Origin of the sequence: Pseudomonas aestuarii (assembly GCF_027988105.1) — a bacterium.
GTDB classification, from domain to species: Bacteria; Pseudomonadota; Gammaproteobacteria; order Pseudomonadales; family Pseudomonadaceae; genus Aquipseudomonas; species Aquipseudomonas aestuarii.
Genome location: NZ_JAQJZJ010000005.1, coordinates 422,777 through 444,454, shown reverse-complemented (window position 1 = coordinate 444,454; position 21,678 = coordinate 422,777). Strand labels below are relative to the sequence as shown.

Sequence of the window (21,678 nt, the reverse complement as noted above, 5' to 3'; positions counted from 1 at the left end):
GGACTGATTGCTAATCAGTGCCATCCAGTTGTTGGCCTGTAAACTATTAAGGTGTAATACCGCGCTTTTAGTCTAGGCTTGTAGAGAATTTAGCCATTACCCGCAAGGAGAGAATTATGGACAAAGACTCAAGAATCCGAGATACCCAAAACCGGATCAAAGATGTTTTTAAAAAGCGACAGCAAAAAGCACTAAGCACAAACCACGCAACTGCCGTTATCAAGGACGGGCTTACTTGTACGTTCACTCAAGGGGAGTTCAGTGCGGTCATGGATATGCCCGCGATTATGGGTGGCGATGCCGCCGGACCAACGCCTGGTTTCTTCGCGCGCGCGGGTATCGCTGGGTGTGTTTCCATTGGAATAAAACAGACTGCGGTAATGGCAGGCGCTGTTTTCGATACCGTCACTGTAGATATTGAAACTGACTTTGACGATGGCGCAGCAATGGGGTTAGGCGATGCTAGCGCAGCGCCACTAGAGACCCGACTGGCTATTCGAATCAGTACTAACTTACCCGCCCCCGAAGTATTTGCCCTGGTTGAAAAAGCCCTTAGCATGGACCCATGGTTCTTGGCACTTCGCGATGCACAACATGTTAAATTTAATTTAATTGTGGATGAGTGAACACGGTTATGGACTCGAAGCTTCAACTTAGAATACAACGATACGGATGGGATGCAGCGGCCTCCGTATACGAAATCGAATGGCAGCAACATCTAGCCCCTGCTCAATTAGCTTTACTTGCAGCTTCCGATTTGCTACCGGGTATGGCCGTCATCGAAACAGCCGCAGGAACTGGATTGATTACATTTCCCGCAGCAGACATCGTTGGACCAGGCGGCAGCGTTCTGGCTACGGACATCTCGGGAGAAATGGTTAAATCCGGTAATGCGGCCGCTGAAAAATCAGGCCTGTCAAACGTCACATTTCAGCGCATGAACGCAGAAGCTCTCGATTGCGAAGACGATAGTTTCGACCGCGCCCTGTGTGCACTTGGGTTAATGTATATGCCTGATCCAAGGGCTGCTCTGAATGAAATGAAACGCGTACTCCGACCAGGAGGGCTCGCCAGCGTTGCTGTTTGGGGGGAGCGTCGCAACTGTGGCTGGGCTGAGATTTTCCCAATTGTGGACTCTCATGTGCACTCCGAAGTGTGTCCTTTATTTTTTGGTCTTGGTTCTGCAGGCGCCCTGGTTTCGGATTTGGAAGCTGCCGGTTTCACTAACGTTCAAGAACGCAGAATTCAATCAGTTTTGTCATTTGACAACTCGAAACGAGTTATATCCGCGATAATAGACGGTGGTGCCGTTGCGCTGGCAGCAAAGCGATTTGACCATGCAACAAGACAAGCTGTTGACGAAGCGTTCCTGAAATCAGTAGAAAAATATCGGCATGGGGAGGGATATGAAATTCCAGGTGAATTTGTCATCGCTTCAGGCACCGCTTGAGCATTTTTTACCCAAACACCTGCCACATAACAATCGCATGCAAGCGGACGCAGCAAAGCTGCGCCGATGATGCGGGGCGTTAGACAAAGATAGGAAACAACATGAACTCTACAGAGATTGGTGATTTCCATGTCGCATCGAAGGACGTCCCATGGAAGGAATTGCGCGACGGCTACCACTTCAAACTGCTGCGCACCTGTCCTGTCACGGGTACCTGGGTTGCGCTGTTTCGGACAGTAGCGGGTGCTTCTGTACCGCCCCATAAGCACATTGGGGCCGCCGAGTATTTTGTCCTAAAGGGCAAAATCGAGATTAGAGGTGGCGTCGAAAAAGGAGGCGTAACAGCGTGTGCCGGTGACTATGGGTATGAGCCGAATGGAATCATTCACGAGAAAACTTACTTCCCTGAGCCTTGCGAGTACCTGTTCATTAACCATGGTCCCCTCCAGTACCTCGATGCAGAGGGAAACACGGTATTGGTCCTTGATTGGATGGGCATTCAGGCGAAATGGGATGATGCCCCAGTGGTTGAATAACTGCCGCATGTCTAACAAAATGGCCGAGTCAATCGTCTGGTGCTCCGCGGCGGCGATCCTGAGCAATATCTTAATCTGATATCATTCAAGAATTTACAAGTTTGGTAGAAATCATGAATCGGCGTAAAAAAATAAAGCAGTTACTACAGGCTCACGCCAAAAAAGCCAGTGCCAAATTGGCACCAAAACGCAAGTCCACCTACATTAGCAAAGCTGACCGATTGAAGATAGCGGCTGAATCGAGTCCAGATTCAACAATTGTTTCTGACAGCTGATACTTGTACCTAAAGCGACAAGGCAGCTCTATAGAATGGCTGTTACGCTACTCAGTGCGGTCGTGCGTAATAAGTCTCTGAAACGGCGTTCCGCCGGCCCTTAGCTTAAGCGTTAAGGTCAAATCAAACACTGGAGCAAGGCACACATGGAAGTCACATGCAATTCACTAAATGATGTTCGCGAAAACATCGACAGAATAGATCGAGCAATTGTGGCGTTACTCGCCGAGCGCGGCAATTTTGTCACTCAAGCAGCATCATTCAAAAAGACAACAGACGAAGTAAAAGCACCCAATCGGGTCGAGCAGGTCATTGCAAAGGTCACAGCACTGGCGCAAGAGCAAGGTGCTAATCCCAAGGTAGTGGCAAGCGTCTATCGCGCCATGATCTCAGCCTTCATCGAAGCCGAGCTTAAAGAGCATGCTTTGCTTAACGAACATGCCGGGAAACCCTAACAGGCACTGCAAGCCGTTCGCTTCGCTCGGGACGGGCTAAAGCCCGTCCCTTGATCTATCGTTAATCAACATCTGCTACTGGCCACCCGGACGCCACAGTCAAAGTCGGCCAGGATGCGGAGTTGGTCCTCTTCAGTCCGCAGCATGAGCACAGCCAAGTGACAGATCACATGTTGTGCAAATTGGCTGGCTGAAGCGGAGGCCTGACAATCAATACAAGCCGAACCGGCTTCGCGGGTCGGCTCAACTCAGGCGTTAGGCATCGAATGATGCGCAGAAGGCCCTGACCATGGACCGCAAGCATGTGTCCGACACCTGGGCACGCGGCGACCCGTATGAGCAGTACGTCGGCCGCTGGAGCCGTCAGGTCGCACCCAGGTTTCTCTCGTGGCTCAACATTGCCCCGGGCCGAAGCTGGCTCGACGTGGGATGCGGTACAGGGGCGCTGTGCGCGGCGATTGCCGAGCACTGCGCCCCGTCATCGGTCGCGGGTGTCGATCCTTCCGAGGGGTTTATCCAGACCGCGAGGGAGAATCTGGCGAGCCGGGTGGCGCTGCACCTGGGCAGCGCAACGGCGATTCCGCTCGCCGACGCTTCGGTCGATGTGGTGGTCTCTGGGCTGGTCCTGAACTTCATACCAGATCAGCGCGCCGCGCTGCTTGAGATGGCGCGGGTAACCGGCAAGGGCGGCACGATCGGCGCATACGTCTGGGATTACGCCGGAAAGATGGAGCTTATGCGCTTCTTCTGGGACGTAGCGAGCGAGCTCGACCCGGACGCGGCGCAGCTCGACGAAGGTGCCCGATTTCCGCTGTGTCGGCCAGAGGCACTGTCCACGCTTTTCGCCAGCAGCGGACTGGAACACGTCGAAGTGGCGCCCATCGACATAGCGACACCGTTTGCGAATTTCGATGACTACTGGCGGCCGTTCCTCGGCGGCCAAGGGCCGGCTCCCGCCTATGCCATGTCGCTCGACGAGACAGCGAGGGCGCGCCTGCGGGAGCGTCTAAGGGCGCGTCTGCCAAGCGCTGCTAACGGCTCGATGTGCTTGACGGCTAGGGCTTGGGCGGTTCGCGCAAGCGTTGCAAGCTAGAGGATGCCCGACCTTATGCAACGGCTAGTTGATCACTCCCTGCCGTCAGGTAATCCCCCCATTTTTAGCGCTCGCCAGAAGTAGAGGTTAGGCCGCATGAGCCAACATCTTGTTTGGGAGGTGATGCACGCCGCCGTGTGCGCGGCCCGGCTAGGGGCGCGACTGGCGTGGATCAGCAGGGAGCCGCACGCTCCCCCGAACGACTCGCTGGGCGCGTCCTGCCGGCATTCGAGTACCCGCCACGACAGCCCCTGCGGGCATACGTCAGACGTCGCTGCCGCCTTCAGCAGGCGGAGACTATAGTTAAAGAGTTCCACTACAAGGTGTCGTTGAGGGCGCTTGTTATCGAACAACTTAGCCGCATCTTATTTACTAATATTGGAGGATAAGTCGATGACTTTAGCCGATATAGTACAGAAAGGTTGGGAAGCAGTCGGCGCAGGAGACTTTGATAGCCTGGTAGCAGACTACGTTGAAGACATGACCTTCATTATGCCCGGGCAGACGGACATCCTGACAGGGCGCAATGCCTTCCGTTCCGCGCTTGATGGCCTCGGTAAAATCCTCCCACCAGGGTTCGAGATCACCGGGCTTCGTCAACTCGAAGGGCAAGATGAAGTTGCCTCTATTGTTGAATGGAAAGCAGATAAAATTACCAGCTCGCAACTGTCCGTGCTTTTCAAGTTTGATAAAGACAAGATTCATGAGGAACGCTGGTTCATTGACACGGAACAATGGAAAGGCGCCTTCTGAATCATGTTGCAAACATAACCCGCCTACCCTGCCGCCGCGCATGCCGTAACCGCTTTTTGTGCATTGTGTTTCGCTTGATTACCACACAAAATCCGCGTCGGCAGGCATACGGCCGATAGCGGTGTGCCACGGTACTCAACGAGAGGAATAACCATGTTTAGCGTTGCCCCCCCATTTCGACAGGCCACGCCGGAGGATGCGAAGGACTTGACCGAATTCGTCAATATGGCCGGTGAAGGCTTGGCGCACTATCTGTGGGAGCAAATGGCCACGGCCGGTGAATCCGCCTGGGATGTCGGCTGTATTCGGGCCAAGCGGGATACAGGTTCCTTCTCCTACCGCAATGCGGTCCTGCGCCTGGTGGGGAATGATGCCGTTGCCTGCTTGATTGGCTATCCGTTGGAAGACGCCCCTCCTCCTGTGGATTACTCGGAAATGCCGCCCATGTTCGTGCCCCTTCAGCAATTGGAGGACATGGCTCCAGGCACTTGGTACATCAATGTCCTTGCCACCAAGGAAGCGCATCGAGGCCATGGTTATGGAAACGAGCTACTCGCCCTTGCCGAGGGCATAGCGGCGAGCCTTGGCAAGCATGGTCTGAGCCTGATCGTCGCGGATACCAACCTGGGCGCACGTCGGCTCTACAGTAATCTCGGTTATCAGGAAGTGGCGCAGCGAGCAATGGTCAAGGAGCGCTGGGCTCATCCCGGCACACATTGGATTCTGATGACCAAAAGTTTGCAGGTTGAGGATAAACAAACCTAGGCCGCAACAGGTTGACCACCGCCCCCCTTGGAGGCAAGCAAATGCAAGCAGTCGACAAGCGTTCCGACTCGCAAGGCGTGTTCATTGCCGCAACCCCGGCACAGGTCTTTGCCGCCCTGAGCGATCCGACCCGAGTCGCTCGCTGGTGGGGGCCTGACGGTTTCACCAGCACCATCCACCAGTTCGATTTCCGCCCCGGTGGCACCTGGCTACTGACCATGCACGGGCCCGACGGCAAGGACTACGCCAACGAAAGTCGCTTCACGCGCCTGGCCTCTGACGAGCTCTTCGAGATCGAGCACCTGTCCGGTCATCACTTCACCCTGGCCATCGAGTTGAGAGCGTCTGGCCAAGGAACCCGGGTCAACTGGCGCCAGACCTTCGACACCATTGAGCATTACCAATGCGTTGCCGATTTCGTCGCCGGCGCCAACCAGCAGAACTTGCAGCGCCTGGCAGCGGAAGTCCTGCACTCGCCAGATGCCCGCTAGCCCTCCGCTCGCGCGGACCTCCACCGGCATGGCGGCTGGACACTCAACTCAAACCCAGGGCCGACAGCCAACGTCTGACCAAGCTTAGCGAGGCAATATCAAGAATCCAGACGCCAGTGATCGCCGCTCAGCATCCGTGCTGATCGACCCGAGCAATCGCATGGCGCTCAAGGCGCTGGAGGGTGAGACTTTTTCCCTGCACAGCAGCAGGGCGCGCACCGAGGAGGTGGCCGTTTAACCGGCCACCAACCCACTCGCGCCTGAACTTCGCGCCCTCCAGCGCGTGCCCGGCAGCCGCGCGGCGGTGTTGTGCAACATCGACGCTGCCCCCGGCCCTCTGCAACGAATGGGCCGGGCAGGCAGTTCGTCTACACTCTGGACCAATCTCCAGATCAATCGAACACGGACAGGATTGTGATCATGGCTGCCTGGTTAGTGCGCCTGTTGGCTGCATGGCTGCTCTGCTCGTCGGCGGCCGCCACCGAGCTGCGGCTGTATACCGAGGAAAACCCGCCGATCAACTTCAGCCACGACGGCCAGCTGGATGGCCTGGCGATCGCGGCGGTGCGCGAGTTACTGCGGCGTACCGGGGACAGCGGCACCATCCATATGCTGCCCTGGGCGCGCGGTTATTTGCATGCGCAAGGCCGCGCCAATGTCGGCTTGTTCGTCACCGTGCGCACACCCGAGCGCGAGGCGCTATTCCAATGGGTCGGCCCGCTGTTGTCGACCACCACCAGCTTCTACGCCCGCAGCGGCAGTGGCCTGCATATCGACAGCCTGGACGATGCTCGGCAAGTGGCGGCGATCGGCGTACCGCGCGACTGGTACTCGCAGCAGTTCCTTGAGGGCGAAGGATTCAGCAATCTGTACCTGGCGTCCAAGCCGCACGGCATGCTCGATATGGTCCTGCATGGCCGTATTCCCTTGATGGCCTATGAAGACCAATTGCTGCCCAGCCTGACGGCCAAACTGGGTGCTTCGATGGCCGATCTCGAACGCCACTACAGTTTCATGCAGAGCAGCAGCTATATCGTCTTTTCCCTGCAGACCGACCCGCTCCTGGTCCAGCACTGGCAAGCCGCGCTGGATGATATGCGCAACGACGGCAGCCTGGCCCGCCTGCAGCAGCAGTGGTTGCCGGACGTTGTCCTACCGGCGCCGGCCAAGGATTAGCCAGCCCTCGATCGCGGCTTGGCCGCTGGCGACTTGAACACCCTGCCCGCCCCCAGGTTGTCCGACCCTCTCGCCCGGTGCCCCCATGCCCATCAGACCCGCCGAGGGGCGAATAGTCCTCGTTCGCCGGTCCCTGGCCGAGACCGGCCAACGCCCTGGTCGCCTAGGCCGGCTTGAACACTCGGTACAGGCGCCCCAGCGCGGTCACCCCGGCCAGCACCAGCGCGCCGGCCAGCACCCCCAGCAGCATGTCCAGCAGCGTCGGGGTAATGGCTGCCAGAGCGCCGCCGAGTGTGGGAACGGTTTGCAGGCCGTGGGCGAAGCCCTCGAACAGTGTGTGCACCCCCGCAATGCCGTGGCTGAGGATGCCGCCGCCGACCATGAACATCGCCACCGTGCCGACCACCGCCAGGCCCTTCATCAGGTAGGGCGCGGCGCTGATAATGCCGCCACCGATACTGCGCAGCAGGCGCCCGACCCGGCCGTCGCCTGGGCGCTGGGAAAGGTACAGGCCGCCGTCGTCCAGTTTGACGATGCCGGCCACCAGCCCATAGACGCAGACGGTCATGAGCAGGGCGATGCCGACGAGCACGGCGAGCTGAGTGGCCAGAGGCTCGCTGGTCACGGTGCCGAGGGTGATAACGATGATTTCCGCAGAGAGAATGAAGTCGGTCCGCACCGCCCCCTTGATCTTGTCGCGCTCGAAGGCGACCAGGTCGACCGCGGGGTTGATCAGCGCCGCCGTCAGCTTGGCCTTATGTTGCTGTTCCTCATCCTGGCCGTGCCGCAGCTTGTGGGCCAGCGTCTCGAACCCTTCATAGCAGAGAAAAGCGCCGCCCAGCATCAGCAGCGGGGTCACCACCCAAGGCGCCAGCAGACTGATGACCAGCGCCGCCGGCACCAGAATCAGCTTGTTCAGCAACGAACCCTTGGCCACCGCCCAGACCACCGGCAACTCACGCTCGGCCCTGACCCCCGAGACCTGCTGGGCATTGAGGGCCAGGTCGTCGCCGAGCATGCCGGCGGTCTTCTTCGCCGCGACCTTGGTCATCAGCGCCACGTCGTCGAGCATGCTGGCGATATCGTCAAGCAGGGCGAACAGGCTGGTTCCGGCCACGGGTATCTTCCTCGACAAGCGGGTTCTGAACGGCGCGCACAAACGCCGTCCAATTATGCAGAGGCATAGTAGATCAAGTCTGTGGGTCGGCGGGGAATGGCCAATAGGCAAAGTCGGCCGATCACGGCTCGACGGTGACGATAATCACCACGCGGTGACAGGGCGGGCGATCGCCGCCAGGCGCGCTCCGTGAAAAATGGGGGATGACTCGCGAGCCGAATGCCCTCCACTTTTCAAGCAGCGCACAGCAGCAGCGCGCGTATCAGCGGGCCCCACCGTCGCCCTCCATGTCGCCAAGCAGGCCTAGCGCACCTGGCGGCTGAGTCTCTGCTCTTGCTCCGGACTGATTGATGGGGTATCCGTTTGCCGACTGGACGCCTCCTTGCTGTAACTGACGGACTGAGTCGTTGGCACCTCCAGATGCGCGGTATGGCTATAAGGCCAGGAGTGGATGGCGCTATCCAGCACCTGATTGTGCGGAGGCGATGCCAGTTCCTCAAGGTGGCTGATGATGTCATCGGGTTTGAGTACCAGCACGTCCGAGTTCAGGCTGTCGAGAATGTTTTCGGCCGTGTTACCGAGCAAGGCTCCAGACAGGCCAGTGCGGGCGACGCTGCCAATCACGGTGAGTGTGACCCTCAGCCGCTCGGCGACAGACGGGATCAGCTCATCGGCTGGACCTTCTTCGATATGCAGGCGTTCGTCGCTGACCTCGTATTCGGCTTGCAGCGCCCTGCAGTGCTCGTGGTACATCGCATGGATGCTTTCCTTGAGGTGATAGACAGGATCGGCAGACAACAATTCGGCACAGGGGTGGGCGGACATCATGTGCAGGACGCCGCCAGTCATCTGGGCAATGTCGTGACCATGCCCGACAATACCGGCATGCAGGATCCGATGATCGACGTCGCTATTACCGGCGTCGATGGCCGCCAGAATCACACCTCCAGCCCAAGACTCGGTGCTTTTGACGATCAGCACAGGGCAGGGGCAGAAACGCAACAGCTTCCAGTCTTCGGAGGGTAAAAAGGTCTTGAGCAGTGGGTTGTCGGGCAGATGCCGCTTGATCACCAGGCCGCATTCCTGCTCCTGCTGCACGGCGATGATGGTCTTGTGCAGGCTGTGCTTCCAGGCCTGCTCTGAACTGACGCTGAAACCTTGCTGGCGCAGAAAATCCTCTGTTGCCTGCAGATCCGATGATGAGTGGTTGTTCTTGTTACAGGCCAGCAAGTGCAAGTGCGAGGAGGTAGCGCTGGCGATCAGCGTGGCTCTATCCAGCAGTAGAGGGTCAGGCTGTGCATCCATCACCACCAGCGTGCTGCGAATGGTTTGCATAACTAGCATCCTATGCGTGGGTACGCTAGGAAGCGGCTTCGTCTCTCAACACAGACAAGCGACAGCTGAAATCGGACTCTGCTGACTCAGATCGCTACTTGACGATTACATCGAGTTGGCCCAGACAAACAATCTATTGCTGCTGATCGCTGCTGCAATCATTAGGACGGCCTCTTCAGCTAAGCGGTACGGAGAATTAGTCATGAGCAATGAGATGAGCAAACCTTTGATCATCCATCCTGGCTTGCGTCGAGACTAGGGCGCGCATATAGCGGAGATAACACCATGGAAAAACCAAAGGATGGATCAGCCAATGACCATTACCGCCGCTCATAAAGCAGGCCACGCCGCTGGCGAGGGCTTCGAGCGGTGATGAATATTCATCCTTTTGTTTTCGGCGTTTCTGATTATTCCCTAGCGGTTCAAGCCAAATTTTAGTTCGTTCAACTCACGTCAAATTGTGAGCGCTGAATCCGCGCCTGCCAAGGCCGCTAGTCATCTGGGTTAAGCCAATTCGCGCTTACCTCACTACCAACTGGATATATCCGATGCCGAAACCATCGCCTGCCGCGCCAGCGATCAGGGCGTGGCAACCCGGATATCGAAGCCGCTCTTGGCCTCGCTGAGAATGCGCAGGTGCTGGCTTTCGCCTGCGACCACGGGCACCACCAGTTCGCGGCGCAGCCGGCCCTTGCCGCAGAGGGTATCGTCAGCCCGATCGATGCCAATGCCGACCACCCGGTTACCCGGCGGTACATGCAAACGCGCCTCTTCGCCGATGCCGATGCGCGCCGCCACCTGGCGATCGACCAGCACCGCCACGTAGCAGCCGCCGCCGAGCATGCCCAGGTCGCGATTGACCACGATCAGTCCGCTGCCTTCGACCGGCTGCTGGTAGGCCAGCATGCGTTCGCTGGGCACCGCAGTGACCTTCTCCGGGGCGGCCTGAAAGGACGAACAACCGGCCAACACCAGCAAGGGCAGTACTGCACAAATCAATCGCATGGGAATCCTTCATGGGTGGATTATCGGAGTACTGACGCACGGACGCCGGCTCAGTATTGACGGTGTGGCGGCCGCGCTCAAGTAAAGCAGTCAATCCGGGGCGCGCCTATGGGTATCGCTACGCTCAAACCTACGCGGCCCGCGCCATCCTACGGTAGCACCCTGTACACTGCGGGTTACCGCGCGACCGCGGACCCGACTGAGCCTCCCATCCCCTGCTCGTTGCAAAGCGCGCGCCACGCTGATATCTGTATATGCAAACAGTATCCGGTTTTCCCATGCAGCCTCAGCTCGACCCCAGCCTGTATTACCTGAGCAACTTTCATAAAGCCCTGGCCTGGCTGCGGGAGCGTCACCACGACCTGTTGCTGGACGAGGAGCAGGCGTTCCTGCGCCGCTTCGGCGAACTGGCGCTGCCCAGCCAGGCGTTGCTGGTGCGCATGATCATGCGCAAGGGCCCGCATTTTCGCGCCAGCAAGCTGGTCTACGCCGAGATCGGCTGCCCGCGCCATGCCGCCCAGGCGCTGCTCGACGCCGGCTGGATCCACAACGACGCCGAGCTGACGCTGGCGGAGTTGTTTGACCTGCTGCGCAAGGAGGAGCTGCTCGAGGCCTTCGCTGCGCGCGCACACAGAGCCCTGAAGAAAGCCGAATTGCTCGCTCAGCTGGCCGCCGAGCACAGCCAGCCGCGCAGCTTTGCCGACTGGTGCCCGGGGCTGGACGAGCGGGTGTACAGCCTGGCGATCAATCCGCTCTGCGAACGCCTGCGCCTGATGTTTTTCGGCAACCTGCGGCAGGACTGGTCGGAGTTCGTCCTCGCCGAGCTCGGCATCTTGCGCTACGAGCCGGTCGCGCTGAGTGCCGACTCGCGGGTATTCCGCCAGCGTGCAGAGGTGGACTGCTACCTGGCGTTGCAGCGCTGCCGCGAACGTGGCGAGGCCGGCGAGCCGGTCGCCGAAGTGCTGCAACAGATCGCCGCGCTGGACTGCGCCACGCCCTTTCTCGTCATGCGCCGGGCCAAGCTGCTGTTTCGCCTGGGCCAGCAACTAGAGCGCGCCGGCGAGCTGGAACACGCCCTGGCCTGCTATAGCGACTGCCCGTTTGCCGGCGCCCGCCTGCGCCGCATCCGCGTACTGGAACGCCTGGGCCGCGCCAGCGAAGCCCATGAGCTGGCCAGCCAGGCCGCCGCCGCGCCGGAAAACGAGGCCGAGGCACAGGGGCTGGAACGCGTGCTGCTGCGCCTGCGCCGCCAGCTCGGCCTGGCGCAACCGCGCAAACCGCAGCTGCCCGCGCCGGCCCGCCTCGACCTGTGCCTGCCCAGGCCCGCAGGCCAGAGTGTCGAGGATGGGGTCAAGCTGCACCTGAGCGAACCGGACGCGCCGGTGTACTACGTCGAGAACAGCCTGATCTGCAGCCTGTTTGGCCTGCTCTGCTGGCCGGCGATCTTCGCCCCGCTGCCGGGCGCCTTCTTCCATCCGTTCCAGAGCGGCCCGCAGGATCTGCTCAGCCCCGACTTCCAGGCGCGCCGCGCCGAACTGTTCGCCACCTGCCTGGCGCAACTTGAGTCCGCTGCCTACAAAAGCACGATCCGCCAGACCTATGTCGCCAAATACGGCATCCAGTCGCCCTTCGTGTTCTGGAACGCCCTGGATCAAGCGTTGCTGGAACAGGCCCTGGATTGCCTGCCGGCGGCGCACCTGCGGGCCTGGTTCCAGCGCCTGCTGGACGATATCAAGGCCAACCGCGCCGGCATGCCCGACCTGATCCAATTCTGGCCGGCGCAGCAGCGCTACCGGATGATCGAGGTCAAAGGCCCCGGCGACCGCCTGCAGGACAACCAGCGGCGCTGGCTGGCGTTCTGCGCCGAGCACGGCATGCCGGTGGACGTCTGCTACGTGCAATGGGCCGACGCATGAACCCGCGGCTCGTGAACTATCAGGTCGCGGTGCGCGCGCTGTGCGAATTCACCGCCAAGGTCGGCGATCTGGATCTGCGCTTCACCCCCTCGCCCACTGCCCAGGAAGGCATGACCGGCCACGCCATCGTGGTTGCCCGGCGCGGCCCGCGTTACCAGGCGGAGCTGGCGCTCGCCGGCGACTACCAGGGTCTGCAGGTGCGCGGCCGGGCCGACGGCTATGACCCGGACGCCAACCGTCTGGAAGAGATCAAGACCCACCGCGGCGACATCGCGCGCATCCCGGAGAACCACCGGCTGCTGCACTGGGCCCAGGCCAAGGTCTACGGCTGGCTGCTGTGCCAGCAACGCGGCCTGGCCGAGATCGACCTGGCGGTGGTCTATTTCAACGTCCTCAGCCAGCACGAGACCGCCTTTCATCAGCGCTGCAGCGCCGATGAACTGCGTGGGTTCTTCGAGCTGCACTGCAGCCGTTTCATCACCTGGGCGGTGCACGAACGCGACCATCGCCGGCGGCGCAACCAGGCGCTCGGGCGCCTGCGCTTCCCCCACCCGCAGTTTCGCAGCGGCCAGCGCCAGTTGGCCGAAGCGGTGTACCGCGCCGCCCGCGACGGCCACAGCCTGATGGCCCAGGCCACCACCGGCATCGGCAAGACCCTCGGCACCCTGTTTCCGCAGCTCAAGGCCTTCCCCGAGCAGGCGCTGGACCGTCTGTTCTTCCTCACCGCCAAGACCCCCGGCCGGCGCCTGGCGCTGGACGCCCTGGCCACCCTGCGCAGCCAGGAACAGGCGATGCCGCTGCGGGTGCTCGAGCACGTCGCCCGCGACAAGGCCTGCGAACACCCGGACAAGGCTTGCCACGGCGACGCCTGCCCGCTGGCCAAGGGTTTCTACGACCGTCTGCCGGCCGCGCGTCAGGCCGCGCTGGAGCGCCAGTGGCTGGACCAGGACAGCGTGCGCGAAACCGCGCTGGCGCATCGAATCTGCCCCTATTACCTGAGCCAGGAACTATGCCGCTGGGCCGACGTGGTGGTCTGCGACTACAACTACTACTTCGACATGGGCGGCCTGCTGCACGGCCTGACCCTGCTCAACGAGTGGCGCGTGACCCTGCTGGTGGACGAGGCACACAACCTGATCGAACGCGGCCGCGGCATGTACACCGCCGAACTCGAGCAGACCCGCTTCGAGGCCCTCCGACGCATCGCCCCGCCAGTGATGAAAGGCCCGCTGGAACGGGTCAACCGCCATTGGCAACAACTGCAGCGCGACCAGCAAGCGGCCTACCAGGTCTACCCCGCCGCCCCGGACCTGTTCATCATGGCCCTGCACAAGGCCGTCAGCACCCTCACCGATCACCTCAGCGATCAGCCGGCGGGAAACGCCGCCGAGTTGCTGCACTTCTACCTAGACGCCATGCTGTTCTGTCGCCTCGCCGAGGCCTTCGACAGCCATTCGCTGTTCGACATCAGCCGCGACGACAACCCCGGCGGGCCGGCGACCTCGACCCTGTGCATCCGCAATATAGTCCCGGCGCCCTTCCTCGCCCCGCGCTTCGCCGCGGCCCACAGCTGCACCCTGTTCTCCGCGACCCTGAGCCCGGCGCCCTTCTACGCCGACCTGCTCGGCCTGCCGGAGCAGACGCCGTGGATCGATGTCGAGTCGCCGTTCAGCGCCGAGCAATTGCAGGTGCAGGCGGTCAGCAACCTGTCGACCCGCTTCGCCCACCGCGACTACTCGCTGGCGCCGATCGCCGCACTGATGGCGCGCCAGTTCGCCGAGCGGCCGGGCAACTACCTGGCGTTCTTCAGCAGCTACGCCTACCTGCGCCTGGTGCTGGATGAATTCAGCGCCGCCCATCCGCAGGTTCCGATCTGGCAACAGTCACGGCAGATGGACGAGAGCCAGCGCCAGGCCTTTCTCGAGCGTTTCAGCAGCACCAGCCAGGGCATCGGCTTCGCCGTGCTCGGCGGTGCGTTTGGCGAGGGCATCGACCTGCCCGGCGACCGCCTGATCGGCGCCTTCATCGCCACCCTCGGCCTGCCGCAGATCAACCCGGTCAACGAGGAAATCAAGCAGCGCATGCAGGGCATGTTCGGCAATCACCTGGGCTACGACTACACCTACCTCTACCCCGGCCTGCAGAAAGTCGTGCAGGCCGCCGGCCGGGTGATCCGCACCCAGGACGACCAGGGCGTGGTCTACCTGATCGACGACCGCTTCAACCAGCCCGCCATCCGCCGCCTGCTGCCGAGCTGGTGGACAGTCGAACGCTGCCGCCTGCCGCTGCTGACCGCACCAAGCCTCTAGCGCCAGAGGGCGGCTCGGGCGCGATTCGTTCGGGCCGTAGGGCGGCGCGTAGGGCGGCCTCGGAGCGCAGCGACAGCCCGCCAGAACTGCGCCGCACCGATCAACCACGGCGTACTGCCTGCGGCGAGTAGCGCCCTACGGGTTGCGCGCGGCGCCAGATCGTCAGACGACCCGAGCGTGGACTCGTGCATGAACACAACCGATGGGTATCGCTTCGCTCAACCACATCCTACCTAGTTGGTATTTGCCGTGCGGCCCTCAGCCGCCAAGGCGCTGCAGCAGCCGTGCCTGCAGCTTTTCCAGCTCGAGCGGGTCGGCCTTGCTGCTGGCGTGGACGGCCAGGCCCTGGCCGGCGAAGCGCGGGACTATGTGCATATGGATGTGAAACACCGTCTGCCCGGCCGGCGCACCGTTGAACTGCGCCACCTGCACGCCCTCCGGCTGCAACTCGTCCACCAGCGCCTGGGTGAGCCGCTGGGTCACCCGCATCAGCTTGCACAGGCTGTCCGCATCGATGTCGAGGATAGTGCGCGCCGCCGCGCGCTTGGGGATCACCAGGGTATGGCCATGGGACTGCGGAAACAGGTCGAGGAAGGCGAGCACGTCGTCGTCCTCGTACAGCTTGTAGCAGGGGGCCTCGCCGCGAATGATCTGGGCAAAGATGTTCTGCGGGTCGTAATCGCCATGCAGGCTCATCGGGGGTTCTCCATTACCGGTGGGTCGAAGCGCGCACCATACCGGCTCGCAGCGTCCCAGGGAACCAGCACGCGCCGTCCATCGACCGGCTCGATGGCCACTAGTCCGGCTATCGATTTCCACCGGGCGGCCGCCCGTGGTCTTATCCCTGCACGCCAACGACCCGCGTCAGCGTCCGCTGCAGCGCCCCGCCCCTCCAGTAGTGAGCGGCACAAGGCTGCCGGCGCCCGCGGCGCGCCGGCCGGACTTCTCCCACCGCATGATGATAGGAAGCGCTATGCCAGACCTCTCCGCCTACCCCATCACCCACAAATGGCCCGCCCAGCACCCCGAGCGCCTGCAGCTGTACTCGCTGCCCACGCCCAACGGGGTCAAGGTGTCGATCATGCTGGAAGAGACCGGCCTGGCCTACGAGCCGCACCTGGTCAGCTTCGCCGACAACGAGCAGCTCTCGGCGGAGTTCCTCTCGCTCAACCCGAACAACAAGATCCCGGCGATCCTCGACCCCAACGGCCCGGACGGCGAGCCGCTGGCGCTGTTCGAGTCCGGCGCCATCCTGCTCTACCTGGCCGACAAGAGCGGCCAGCTGATCGCGCGGGACGCCGCCGGCCGCTATGAAACCCTCCAGTGGCTGATGTGGCAGATGGGCGGGGTCGGGCCGATGTTCGGCCAGGTCGGTTTCTTCCACAAGTTCGCCGGCAAGGACTTCGAGGACAAGCGCCCACGCGACCGCTACGTCGCCGAAGCCTCGCGCCTGCTCGGGGTGCTCGAGCGGCGCCTGGAGGGCCGCCAGTGGATCATGGGCGAGGCCTACAGCATCGCCGACATCGCCACCTTCCCCTGGGTGCGCAACCTGATCGGCTTCTACGAGGCCGGCGAGCTGGTGCAGATCGAGCGCTTCCCCCAGGTGCTGCGCGCGCTGGACGCCTTCCTCTCGCGCCCGGCGGTCATCCGCGGCCTGGCCATACCCCGGCGCGACTGATCCGGAGTATCAGCAACGAATCGAGCATCGCGTACAACCAGAATCAGCAGGTGCTTGATGTAACCAGTGGCGTCGTCGACCTGATCAAGCATCCCGCATCAGCGCAATAATCCAGCAACCAGGCCACTAAGGCGCGGATACCTTCAACCACAGCTCGGTCCAATCCCACGCCCAGCAACAGTGATGATCGAAGCCAGGCAACACCAACAGCCGCGCCCGAGCGGGTTCCGGCAAGCCCGCGACAAAGTCGCGGGCAATGCTCGGCGGCATCACCGCATCCTTGGCACCGGACAGATGCCACTGGTGCACCTGCAGCAGTTGCTGCCGGTAATCGGCGGGATTGAGCGACCCCGCCAGCGGGGTGAGCCGATGCAGCCGTGCCCAGGCGCGGTGATCAAGGTTGCCGGCCACCGTCACCAGCAGGCGTACGTCGGCGCGCCGCGCCGCGCCGCGCCGCCACCAGGCTGGCGACCGCGCCGCCGCCCGAATACCCCACCAGCACCAACCGCTGCGCGGCGAAGCGTGCCTTCAGCGCATCCAGGGCGCGGTCCGTGGCGGCAATCACCTGCTCGGCAAACCGCGCGTCGGTCCAGTAACGCGGGGAGCAATCACTGGCCTGTGCATCACCGTACTGGCAAGGCCGCGCCAGGTAGGCCGCATTGCCTGCCGGTTGCGCCAGCGCCAGTTGCAAGGCCAGCGGCGAGCGCGGTGTGGGGTCGCGGGAGGGCCGGGTCGAACTGGCCCAGGCGAAGCCGTCGCCCTCGATATAGACCGTCAGTTCCTCGCCGGCCCGGATGCGCGCGGGCGCATAACCGATCAACTCGAAGTCGCCCGCCGGCAAGGTCAGTCGTTCCCAGCCGCGCGGCGTCGCCAGGGCATCGGCCTGAGCGCGCCGTTCGGCGGGGGATGGCACCTGCACGCAAGCAGCCAGCAGCAGGCTCGGCAACAACGCCAGTACTCCCCACGATCGCCAACTCGCCATGCTGTGCTGCTCCTGAAAATGCAAAGGGCCGCGAGCAGGATGCCGCCGTCCCGGGCGAGCTGAGCACCAAGCTCGAGGCCGGGCCGCACTCCTGGAGGCGACCATAAATACGCCGCCTACGCCGCTCTACCACCCTCGCAGCGGCCAGGCATCGCGGCTGCCGAGGCTACCGCAGAGACGCCGGCTCAGGCCTCGACCTGGCTCCACTGCTTGCTCAGGCGCTTGTCCGAGACCGCCAGCTTGGTGCCGAGCTGCTGGGCGAACAGCGACACCCGGTATTCCTCGAGCATCCAGCGATACAGGGTCAGTTGCGGGTCGCGCTTGCCTTCCTGGCGGTGCTTGCCCAGGCGCGCCTGGTACTGCTCCCAGTAGCCGGCCAACTCGCCACTCCAGACCCGGTCGCGCTGCAGTTGGCCGGCGATCTTGTCCAGGCGCTGCTCGATGGCTTTCAGGTAACGCGGCAGCTCCTTCAGCCATTCGCCCGGGGTTTCGCGGACGAAGCCTGGGTAGACCAGGTTGCCCAGCTGCAGCTTGATGTCGTTCAACGCGATGGCCTGGGCCAGGTCAATCTTGCCCTTGAAGCGCTTCTGCAGGCCGTGCCAGAGCTTGAGGATCTCCAAGGTCAATTTGGCCAGGCGCTCGGCATGCTCGTTCCAGGCACTGCGTTTCTTCTCGGCCAGCGCGGCGAGGGCGGCGCCGTCGCGGGGCAACGGGCTCTCGCCTTCGAGGATGCAGCTGTCCAGGCTGGCCAGCAGAATGTCCTCGACCAGTGCCTCGACTCGACCCAGGTCGCGGTGCAGCAGGCCCAGCTCGGTCAGCCCCGGCAGCTTGCCACGGAGGAACTTGGCCGGCTCGGCCAGCTGTTGCAGGAGCAGGCGCTGCAGGGCGCGGCGGTGCTGGAACTCGGCCTCGGCCTGGGTCGGGAAGCGACCTTCCTTGACCGTGCCGGCCTCCTCCACCAGCGCCGGATACACGGTCAGCGACAGGCCGGCGATCTGCTGCTGGGTTCTTTCGGCCACGGCGACGAAGGCTTTGGCCTCGACCGACTTCTGGCTCTTCTCGGTCTGCGGCAAGGCCAACGCGGCCTGGCTGGCCTCACTGAAGCGCGCGCACAGCTCGGCCAGGTCGCGGCCTTCGCCGAGCAGCTTGCCGTGCGTATCGACCACCTCCAGGTTCATCTTCAGGTGGCTGTCGAGCTGCGCCTCGGCCTCGACCCAGGCCTCGTCGGCCACCCGCACGCCGGTCATGCGTTGCAGTTCGCGGCCCAGGGCAGCGGGCAGACTGCCCTCACCGATGCTCAGCTTGCTCAGTGCGGCGCCGACGAAATCTGGTACCGGCACGAAGTTCTTGCGCAGGGCTTTCGGCAGGTTGCGCACCAGCGCCACGCACTTGGCTTCCAGCAGGCCGGGCACCAGCCATTGCAGGCGCTCGGCCGGCAGTTGCGGCAGCAGTGGCGCCGGCACGCGCAGGGTGACGCCATCGCGCGGGTGATTGGGCTCGAAGTGATAGCTCAGCGGCAGGGTCAGGTCGCCCAGGCGCAGGGTGTCCGGGTACTGCGCGGCGGTGATTTCCTTGGCGTCGCGGGCCAGTACGTCTTCCTCGCGCATGATCAGCAGCTGCGGGTCTTTCTGGCTCTCGATCTTGTACCAGCTGTCGAAGGTCGCGGTCTGATGGATCTCGGCTGGCAGGCGTGCCTCGTAGTAGGCGAACAGGGTTTCCTCGTCGGCCAGGATGTCGCGGCGGCGTGCCTTGGCTTCCAGCTCGTCGAGCTGTTCCAGCAGCTTGCGGTTGGCACTCAGGCACTTGGCCCGCGAGAGGATTTCGCCACCGACCAGGCCCTCGCGGATGAACAGCTCGCGCGACACCACGGGGTCGATGGGGCCGTAATGCACCGGCCGACGGCCGACCACGATCAGGCCGTAGAGGCTGATCTGCTCATAGGCCACGACCTGGCCGCGCTTCTTCTCCCAATGCGGTTCCAGGTGGTTCTTCTTGATCAGGTGCGGCGCCAGTGGCTCGATCCAGTCCGGCTCGATCCTGGCCACCATGCGGGCGAACAGCTTGGTGGTCTCGACCAGCTCGGAAGCCATGATCCAGGTGGGCTTCTTGCGGCCGATCACGCTCGAGGGGTGCACCCAGAAGCGCCGCTGCCGCGCGCCCAGGAAGTCGCCGTCTTCGGTCTTCTGGCCGATCTGGCTGAGCAGCCCGGAGAGGATCGCCTTGTGCACGGCGGCGTAGCCCTTAGCACGCTGGGCGGCCTGGTCTTTTTCCGCCAGCTCTTGTTCCTTGTGGGAACCAGGGTCGGCGCCTGGTCCTGGCTGGCGATCCGGCGATGCAGGCGAGCCCGAACCCTGCGCAGGTTTGCCGGCGGCCTTGCCCCCGCGGCGACTACCCTGGGGGTTACCGCCGGGGGACAGCTGCAGTTCCCGGACGATCAGCACCAGCTGACGGTGGGCGTCGCGCCATTCGCGCAGGCGCAGGTAGTTGAGGAAATTCTTCCGGCACCAGCTGCGCAGCGCACCGGAACCGAGGGCCTGGCGCTGTTCCTCGAAGCCGCGCCACAGATTGATCAGCGCGGCGAAGTCGGAATCCACATCCTTCCATTGCGCGTGGGCCTGGTCGGCGGCCTGCTGGCGATCCGAAGGGCGCTCGCGCGGGTCCTGCACCGACAGGCTGCTGGCGATGATCAGCACTTCCTCGAGGCTGCCCTGCCTGGCGCCTTCGAGGACCATGCGGCCGAGGCGCGGATCGACCGGCAGGCGTGCCAGCTGGCGACCCAACGGGGTTAGCTGGCCGTCGCGGCTGACCGCCGAGAGCTCCTGCAACAGGTTGAAGCCGTCGCTGATGGCCTTGCCGTCCGGCGGCTCGATAAAGGGGAAATCCTCGATCTCGCCCAGACGCAGGTGCAACATCTGCAGGATCACCGCCGCCAGGTTGGTGCGCAGGATCTCTGGATCGGTGAAGGCCGGCCGGCCGTTGAAATCCTCCTCGCTGTACAGGCGCACGCAGATGCCGGCCTCGACCCGTCCACAGCGGCCCTTGCGCTGGTTGGCGCTGGCCTGGGACACGGCTTCGATGGGCAGGCGCTGGACCTTGGCGCGGTAGCTGTATCGGCTGATGCGTGCCGTGCCGCTGTCGATCACATAGCGGATGCCCGGCACGGTCAGCGAGGTCTCGGCGACGTTGGTGGCCAGGACGATCTTGCGCGCGCCCATGGGCTGGAATATCTTCTGCTGCTCGGCCGGGCTCAGCCGCGCATACAGCGGCAGCACTTCGGTAAAGCGCAGGTTGGCCTTGCGCAGCACCTCGGCACAATCGCGAATCTCGCGTTCGCCGGGGAGGAACACCAGCACATCGCCGGGGCGCGTGCCTGCGCTCTTCTCGAACGCGGCGATCTCGTCGAGGCTGGCGAGAATCGCCTGATCGACCGACAGGTCTTCCTCGACCCGGTTGCCGTCCTCGTCCTGCTCGGAGGTCAGCGGCCGGTACCAGGTGTCGACCGGATAGGTCCGTCCGGACACCTCGACGATGGGCGCGCCGCCGAAGTGCTCGGAAAAGCGCTGCAGGTCGATGGTCGCCGAGGTGATGATCAGTTTCAGGTCGGGGCGCCGTACCAGCAGGGTTTTCAGGTAACCGAGGAGGAAGTCGATGTTCAGGCTGCGTTCGTGGGCTTCGTCGACGATCAGGGTGTCGTACTTTTCCAGGTAGCGGTCGTGCTGGGTCTCGGCCAGCAGGATGCCGTCGGTCATCAGCTTGATCAGGCTCCGCTCGCTGCTCTGGTCCTCGAAGCGCACCTGGTAGCCGACCAGCTCGCCCAGCGGCGTGCCGATCTCTTCCGCCACCCGCGTGGCCACACTGCGCGCGGCCAGGCGCCGGGGCTGGGTGTGGCCGATCAGGCCATGTACGCCGCGGCCCAGTTCCAGACAGATCTTCGGCAACTGGGTGGTCTTGCCCGAGCCGGTTTCGCCGGCGATCACCACCACCTGGTGCTTGGCGATGGCGGCCTTGATCTCGTCACGCTTGGCGGCGATGGGCAAGGCATCGTCGTAGCGCATGACCGGCACGCTGAGACGCCGCGCCTCGACCTTGGCCACCGAAGCCTGGAAGCGCTCCAGCCACTGCGCCAGCTTGGCCTCGTCCGGCACCGTTGGCTTGCGCAGCTCGTGGAGCTGGCGGCGCAGGCGATGACGGTCGCCCAGCAGGGACTGGTCGAGGTTTTTCAGCAGCTGGTCGGTATCGGTAATCGGGTCGGTCATCAGGCAGCCGTGGCAAAGCGGTGTGGGCACGCAGGCGCGCTCATCGAAAAATAATGGGCAGGGATTGTCGCAGATTTGCGCCGTGA

At 62.9% G+C, this 21,678-nt stretch carries 19 protein-coding genes and 1 pseudogene; 13 read left to right on the top strand and 7 right to left on the bottom strand.

The window, feature by feature from the left end:
- Positions 1-116 precede the first annotated feature (116 nt).
- From PH586_RS13805 to PH586_RS13760, 10 genes are all read left to right on the top strand, one after another.
- Positions 117-626 (top strand): OsmC family protein, encoded by a 510-nt coding sequence (locus PH586_RS13805; protein WP_271348332.1) that lies wholly within the window; start codon positions 117-119, stop codon positions 624-626.
- 8 nt (positions 627-634) lie between these two features.
- A complete protein-coding gene (locus tag PH586_RS13800; protein WP_271348331.1) occupies positions 635-1,450 on the top strand; it encodes a class I SAM-dependent methyltransferase in 816 nt (271 codons plus the stop codon).
- A 101-nt stretch (positions 1,451-1,551) separates the two neighbouring features.
- Positions 1,552-1,986 carry a 2,4'-dihydroxyacetophenone dioxygenase family protein gene (locus PH586_RS13795; RefSeq protein WP_271348330.1) on the top strand — a complete coding sequence of 145 codons (435 nt, stop codon included), beginning with the start codon at positions 1,552-1,554 and terminating at the stop codon, positions 1,984-1,986.
- A 113-nt stretch (positions 1,987-2,099) separates the two neighbouring features.
- Positions 2,100-2,261, top strand: coding sequence for a DUF2986 domain-containing protein (locus PH586_RS13790; protein ID WP_271348329.1), 162 nt, complete (start codon positions 2,100-2,102; stop codon positions 2,259-2,261).
- Between the two features lie 146 nt (positions 2,262-2,407).
- Positions 2,408-2,716 carry a chorismate mutase gene (locus tag PH586_RS13785; RefSeq protein ID WP_271348328.1) on the top strand — a complete coding sequence of 103 codons (309 nt, stop codon included), beginning with the start codon at positions 2,408-2,410 and terminating at the stop codon, positions 2,714-2,716.
- A 289-nt stretch (positions 2,717-3,005) separates the two neighbouring features.
- Entirely contained in the window at positions 3,006-3,809 is an 804-nt protein-coding gene (locus PH586_RS13780; RefSeq protein ID WP_271348327.1) for a class I SAM-dependent methyltransferase, read from the top strand.
- A 393-nt stretch (positions 3,810-4,202) separates the two neighbouring features.
- The gene (locus tag PH586_RS13775; RefSeq protein ID WP_271348326.1) at positions 4,203-4,562 is read left to right on the top strand and encodes a nuclear transport factor 2 family protein; all 360 of its coding nucleotides are present in this window, start codon (positions 4,203-4,205) and stop codon (positions 4,560-4,562) included.
- 207 nt (positions 4,563-4,769) lie between these two features.
- Positions 4,770-5,327 (top strand): GNAT family N-acetyltransferase, encoded by a 558-nt coding sequence (locus PH586_RS13770; protein WP_271348325.1) that lies wholly within the window; start codon positions 4,770-4,772, stop codon positions 5,325-5,327.
- Between the two features lie 41 nt (positions 5,328-5,368).
- Positions 5,369-5,818 carry an SRPBCC domain-containing protein gene (locus tag PH586_RS13765; RefSeq protein ID WP_271348324.1) on the top strand — a complete coding sequence of 150 codons (450 nt, stop codon included), beginning with the start codon at positions 5,369-5,371 and terminating at the stop codon, positions 5,816-5,818.
- A gap of 420 nt (positions 5,819-6,238) precedes the next feature.
- Positions 6,239-6,994 (top strand): substrate-binding periplasmic protein, encoded by a 756-nt coding sequence (locus PH586_RS13760; RefSeq protein WP_271348323.1) that lies wholly within the window; start codon positions 6,239-6,241, stop codon positions 6,992-6,994.
- A 163-nt stretch (positions 6,995-7,157) separates the two neighbouring features.
- Here the strand turns inward: PH586_RS13760 and PH586_RS13755 are convergent, their stop codons facing one another.
- From PH586_RS13755 to PH586_RS13745, 3 genes and pseudogenes are all read right to left on the bottom strand, one after another.
- Entirely contained in the window at positions 7,158-8,111 is a 954-nt protein-coding gene (locus PH586_RS13755; protein WP_271348322.1) for a DUF808 domain-containing protein, read from the bottom strand.
- A gap of 483 nt (positions 8,112-8,594) precedes the next feature.
- Positions 8,595-9,446, bottom strand: a pseudogene (locus PH586_RS13750) (universal stress protein); the annotation flags it as partial.
- A 579-nt stretch (positions 9,447-10,025) separates the two neighbouring features.
- Entirely contained in the window at positions 10,026-10,451 is a 426-nt protein-coding gene (locus PH586_RS13745) for a 3-isopropylmalate dehydratase (RefSeq protein WP_271348321.1), read from the bottom strand.
- Between the two features lie 254 nt (positions 10,452-10,705).
- Between PH586_RS13745 and PH586_RS13740 the strand changes: the two genes are divergently transcribed.
- Positions 10,706-12,367 (top strand): VRR-NUC domain-containing protein, encoded by a 1,662-nt coding sequence (locus PH586_RS13740; protein ID WP_271348320.1) that lies wholly within the window; start codon positions 10,706-10,708, stop codon positions 12,365-12,367.
- Complete coding sequence (locus tag PH586_RS13735; protein WP_408636864.1) at positions 12,364-14,676, top strand: ATP-dependent DNA helicase; 2,313 nt, start codon at positions 12,364-12,366, stop codon at positions 14,674-14,676. Before PH586_RS13740 ends, PH586_RS13735 begins: the two co-directional genes overlap by 4 nt.
- 258 nt (positions 14,677-14,934) lie before the next feature.
- Here the strand turns inward: PH586_RS13735 and PH586_RS13730 are convergent, their stop codons facing one another.
- Positions 14,935-15,372, bottom strand: a complete 438-nt coding sequence (locus tag PH586_RS13730) for an HIT family protein (RefSeq protein WP_271348319.1) — start codon at positions 15,370-15,372, stop codon at positions 14,935-14,937.
- 277 nt (positions 15,373-15,649) lie between these two features.
- Between PH586_RS13730 and PH586_RS13725 the strand changes: the two genes are divergently transcribed.
- The gene (locus PH586_RS13725) at positions 15,650-16,354 is read left to right on the top strand and encodes a glutathione S-transferase N-terminal domain-containing protein (RefSeq protein ID WP_271348318.1); all 705 of its coding nucleotides are present in this window, start codon (positions 15,650-15,652) and stop codon (positions 16,352-16,354) included.
- A gap of 126 nt (positions 16,355-16,480) precedes the next feature.
- Here the strand turns inward: PH586_RS13725 and PH586_RS13720 are convergent, their stop codons facing one another.
- The 3 genes from PH586_RS13720 to hrpA form a co-directional block, all read right to left on the bottom strand.
- Positions 16,481-16,765, bottom strand: a complete 285-nt coding sequence (locus tag PH586_RS13720; protein ID WP_271348317.1) for a hypothetical protein — start codon at positions 16,763-16,765, stop codon at positions 16,481-16,483.
- Positions 16,749-17,336 carry a hypothetical protein gene (locus PH586_RS13715; protein WP_271348316.1) on the bottom strand — a complete coding sequence of 196 codons (588 nt, stop codon included), beginning with the start codon at positions 17,334-17,336 and terminating at the stop codon, positions 16,749-16,751. Before PH586_RS13715 ends, PH586_RS13720 begins: the two co-directional genes overlap by 17 nt.
- A gap of 185 nt (positions 17,337-17,521) precedes the next feature.
- Positions 17,522-21,592: an ATP-dependent RNA helicase HrpA gene (hrpA, locus tag PH586_RS13710; protein ID WP_271348343.1), complete on the bottom strand. Its 4,071-nt coding sequence runs from the start codon at positions 21,590-21,592 to the stop codon at positions 17,522-17,524.
- Positions 21,593-21,678 lie beyond the last annotated feature (86 nt).

What these genes read in the sequence shown, in the direction of transcription:
- PH586_RS13765 (WP_271348324.1), top strand. Translation starts at nt 5,369, where the DNA reads ATGCAAGCAGTCGACAAGCGTTCCGACTCGCAAGGCGTGTTCATTGCC.
- PH586_RS13790 (WP_271348329.1), top strand. Translation starts at nt 2,100, where the DNA reads ATGAATCGGCGTAAAAAAATAAAGCAGTTACTACAGGCTCACGCCAAA.
- PH586_RS13795 (WP_271348330.1), top strand. Translation starts at nt 1,552, where the DNA reads ATGAACTCTACAGAGATTGGTGATTTCCATGTCGCATCGAAGGACGTC.
- PH586_RS13800 (WP_271348331.1), top strand. Translation starts at nt 635, where the DNA reads ATGGACTCGAAGCTTCAACTTAGAATACAACGATACGGATGGGATGCA.
- PH586_RS13785 (WP_271348328.1), top strand. Translation starts at nt 2,408, where the DNA reads ATGGAAGTCACATGCAATTCACTAAATGATGTTCGCGAAAACATCGAC.
- PH586_RS13725 (WP_271348318.1), top strand. Translation starts at nt 15,650, where the DNA reads ATGCCAGACCTCTCCGCCTACCCCATCACCCACAAATGGCCCGCCCAG.
- PH586_RS13740 (WP_271348320.1), top strand. Translation starts at nt 10,706, where the DNA reads ATGCAAACAGTATCCGGTTTTCCCATGCAGCCTCAGCTCGACCCCAGC.
- PH586_RS13805 (WP_271348332.1), top strand. Translation starts at nt 117, where the DNA reads ATGGACAAAGACTCAAGAATCCGAGATACCCAAAACCGGATCAAAGAT.
- PH586_RS13775 (WP_271348326.1), top strand. Translation starts at nt 4,203, where the DNA reads ATGACTTTAGCCGATATAGTACAGAAAGGTTGGGAAGCAGTCGGCGCA.
- PH586_RS13760 (WP_271348323.1), top strand. Translation starts at nt 6,239, where the DNA reads ATGGCTGCCTGGTTAGTGCGCCTGTTGGCTGCATGGCTGCTCTGCTCG.
- hrpA (WP_271348343.1), bottom strand. Translation starts at nt 21,592, where the DNA reads ATGACCGACCCGATTACCGATACCGACCAGCTGCTGAAAAACCTCGAC.
- PH586_RS13715 (WP_271348316.1), bottom strand. Translation starts at nt 17,336, where the DNA reads ATGGCGAGTTGGCGATCGTGGGGAGTACTGGCGTTGTTGCCGAGCCTG.
- PH586_RS13745 (WP_271348321.1), bottom strand. Translation starts at nt 10,451, where the DNA reads ATGCGATTGATTTGTGCAGTACTGCCCTTGCTGGTGTTGGCCGGTTGT.
- PH586_RS13735 (WP_408636864.1), top strand. Translation starts at nt 12,364, where the DNA reads ATGAACCCGCGGCTCGTGAACTATCAGGTCGCGGTGCGCGCGCTGTGC.
- PH586_RS13780 (WP_271348327.1), top strand. Translation starts at nt 3,006, where the DNA reads ATGGACCGCAAGCATGTGTCCGACACCTGGGCACGCGGCGACCCGTAT.
- PH586_RS13730 (WP_271348319.1), bottom strand. Translation starts at nt 15,372, where the DNA reads ATGAGCCTGCATGGCGATTACGACCCGCAGAACATCTTTGCCCAGATC.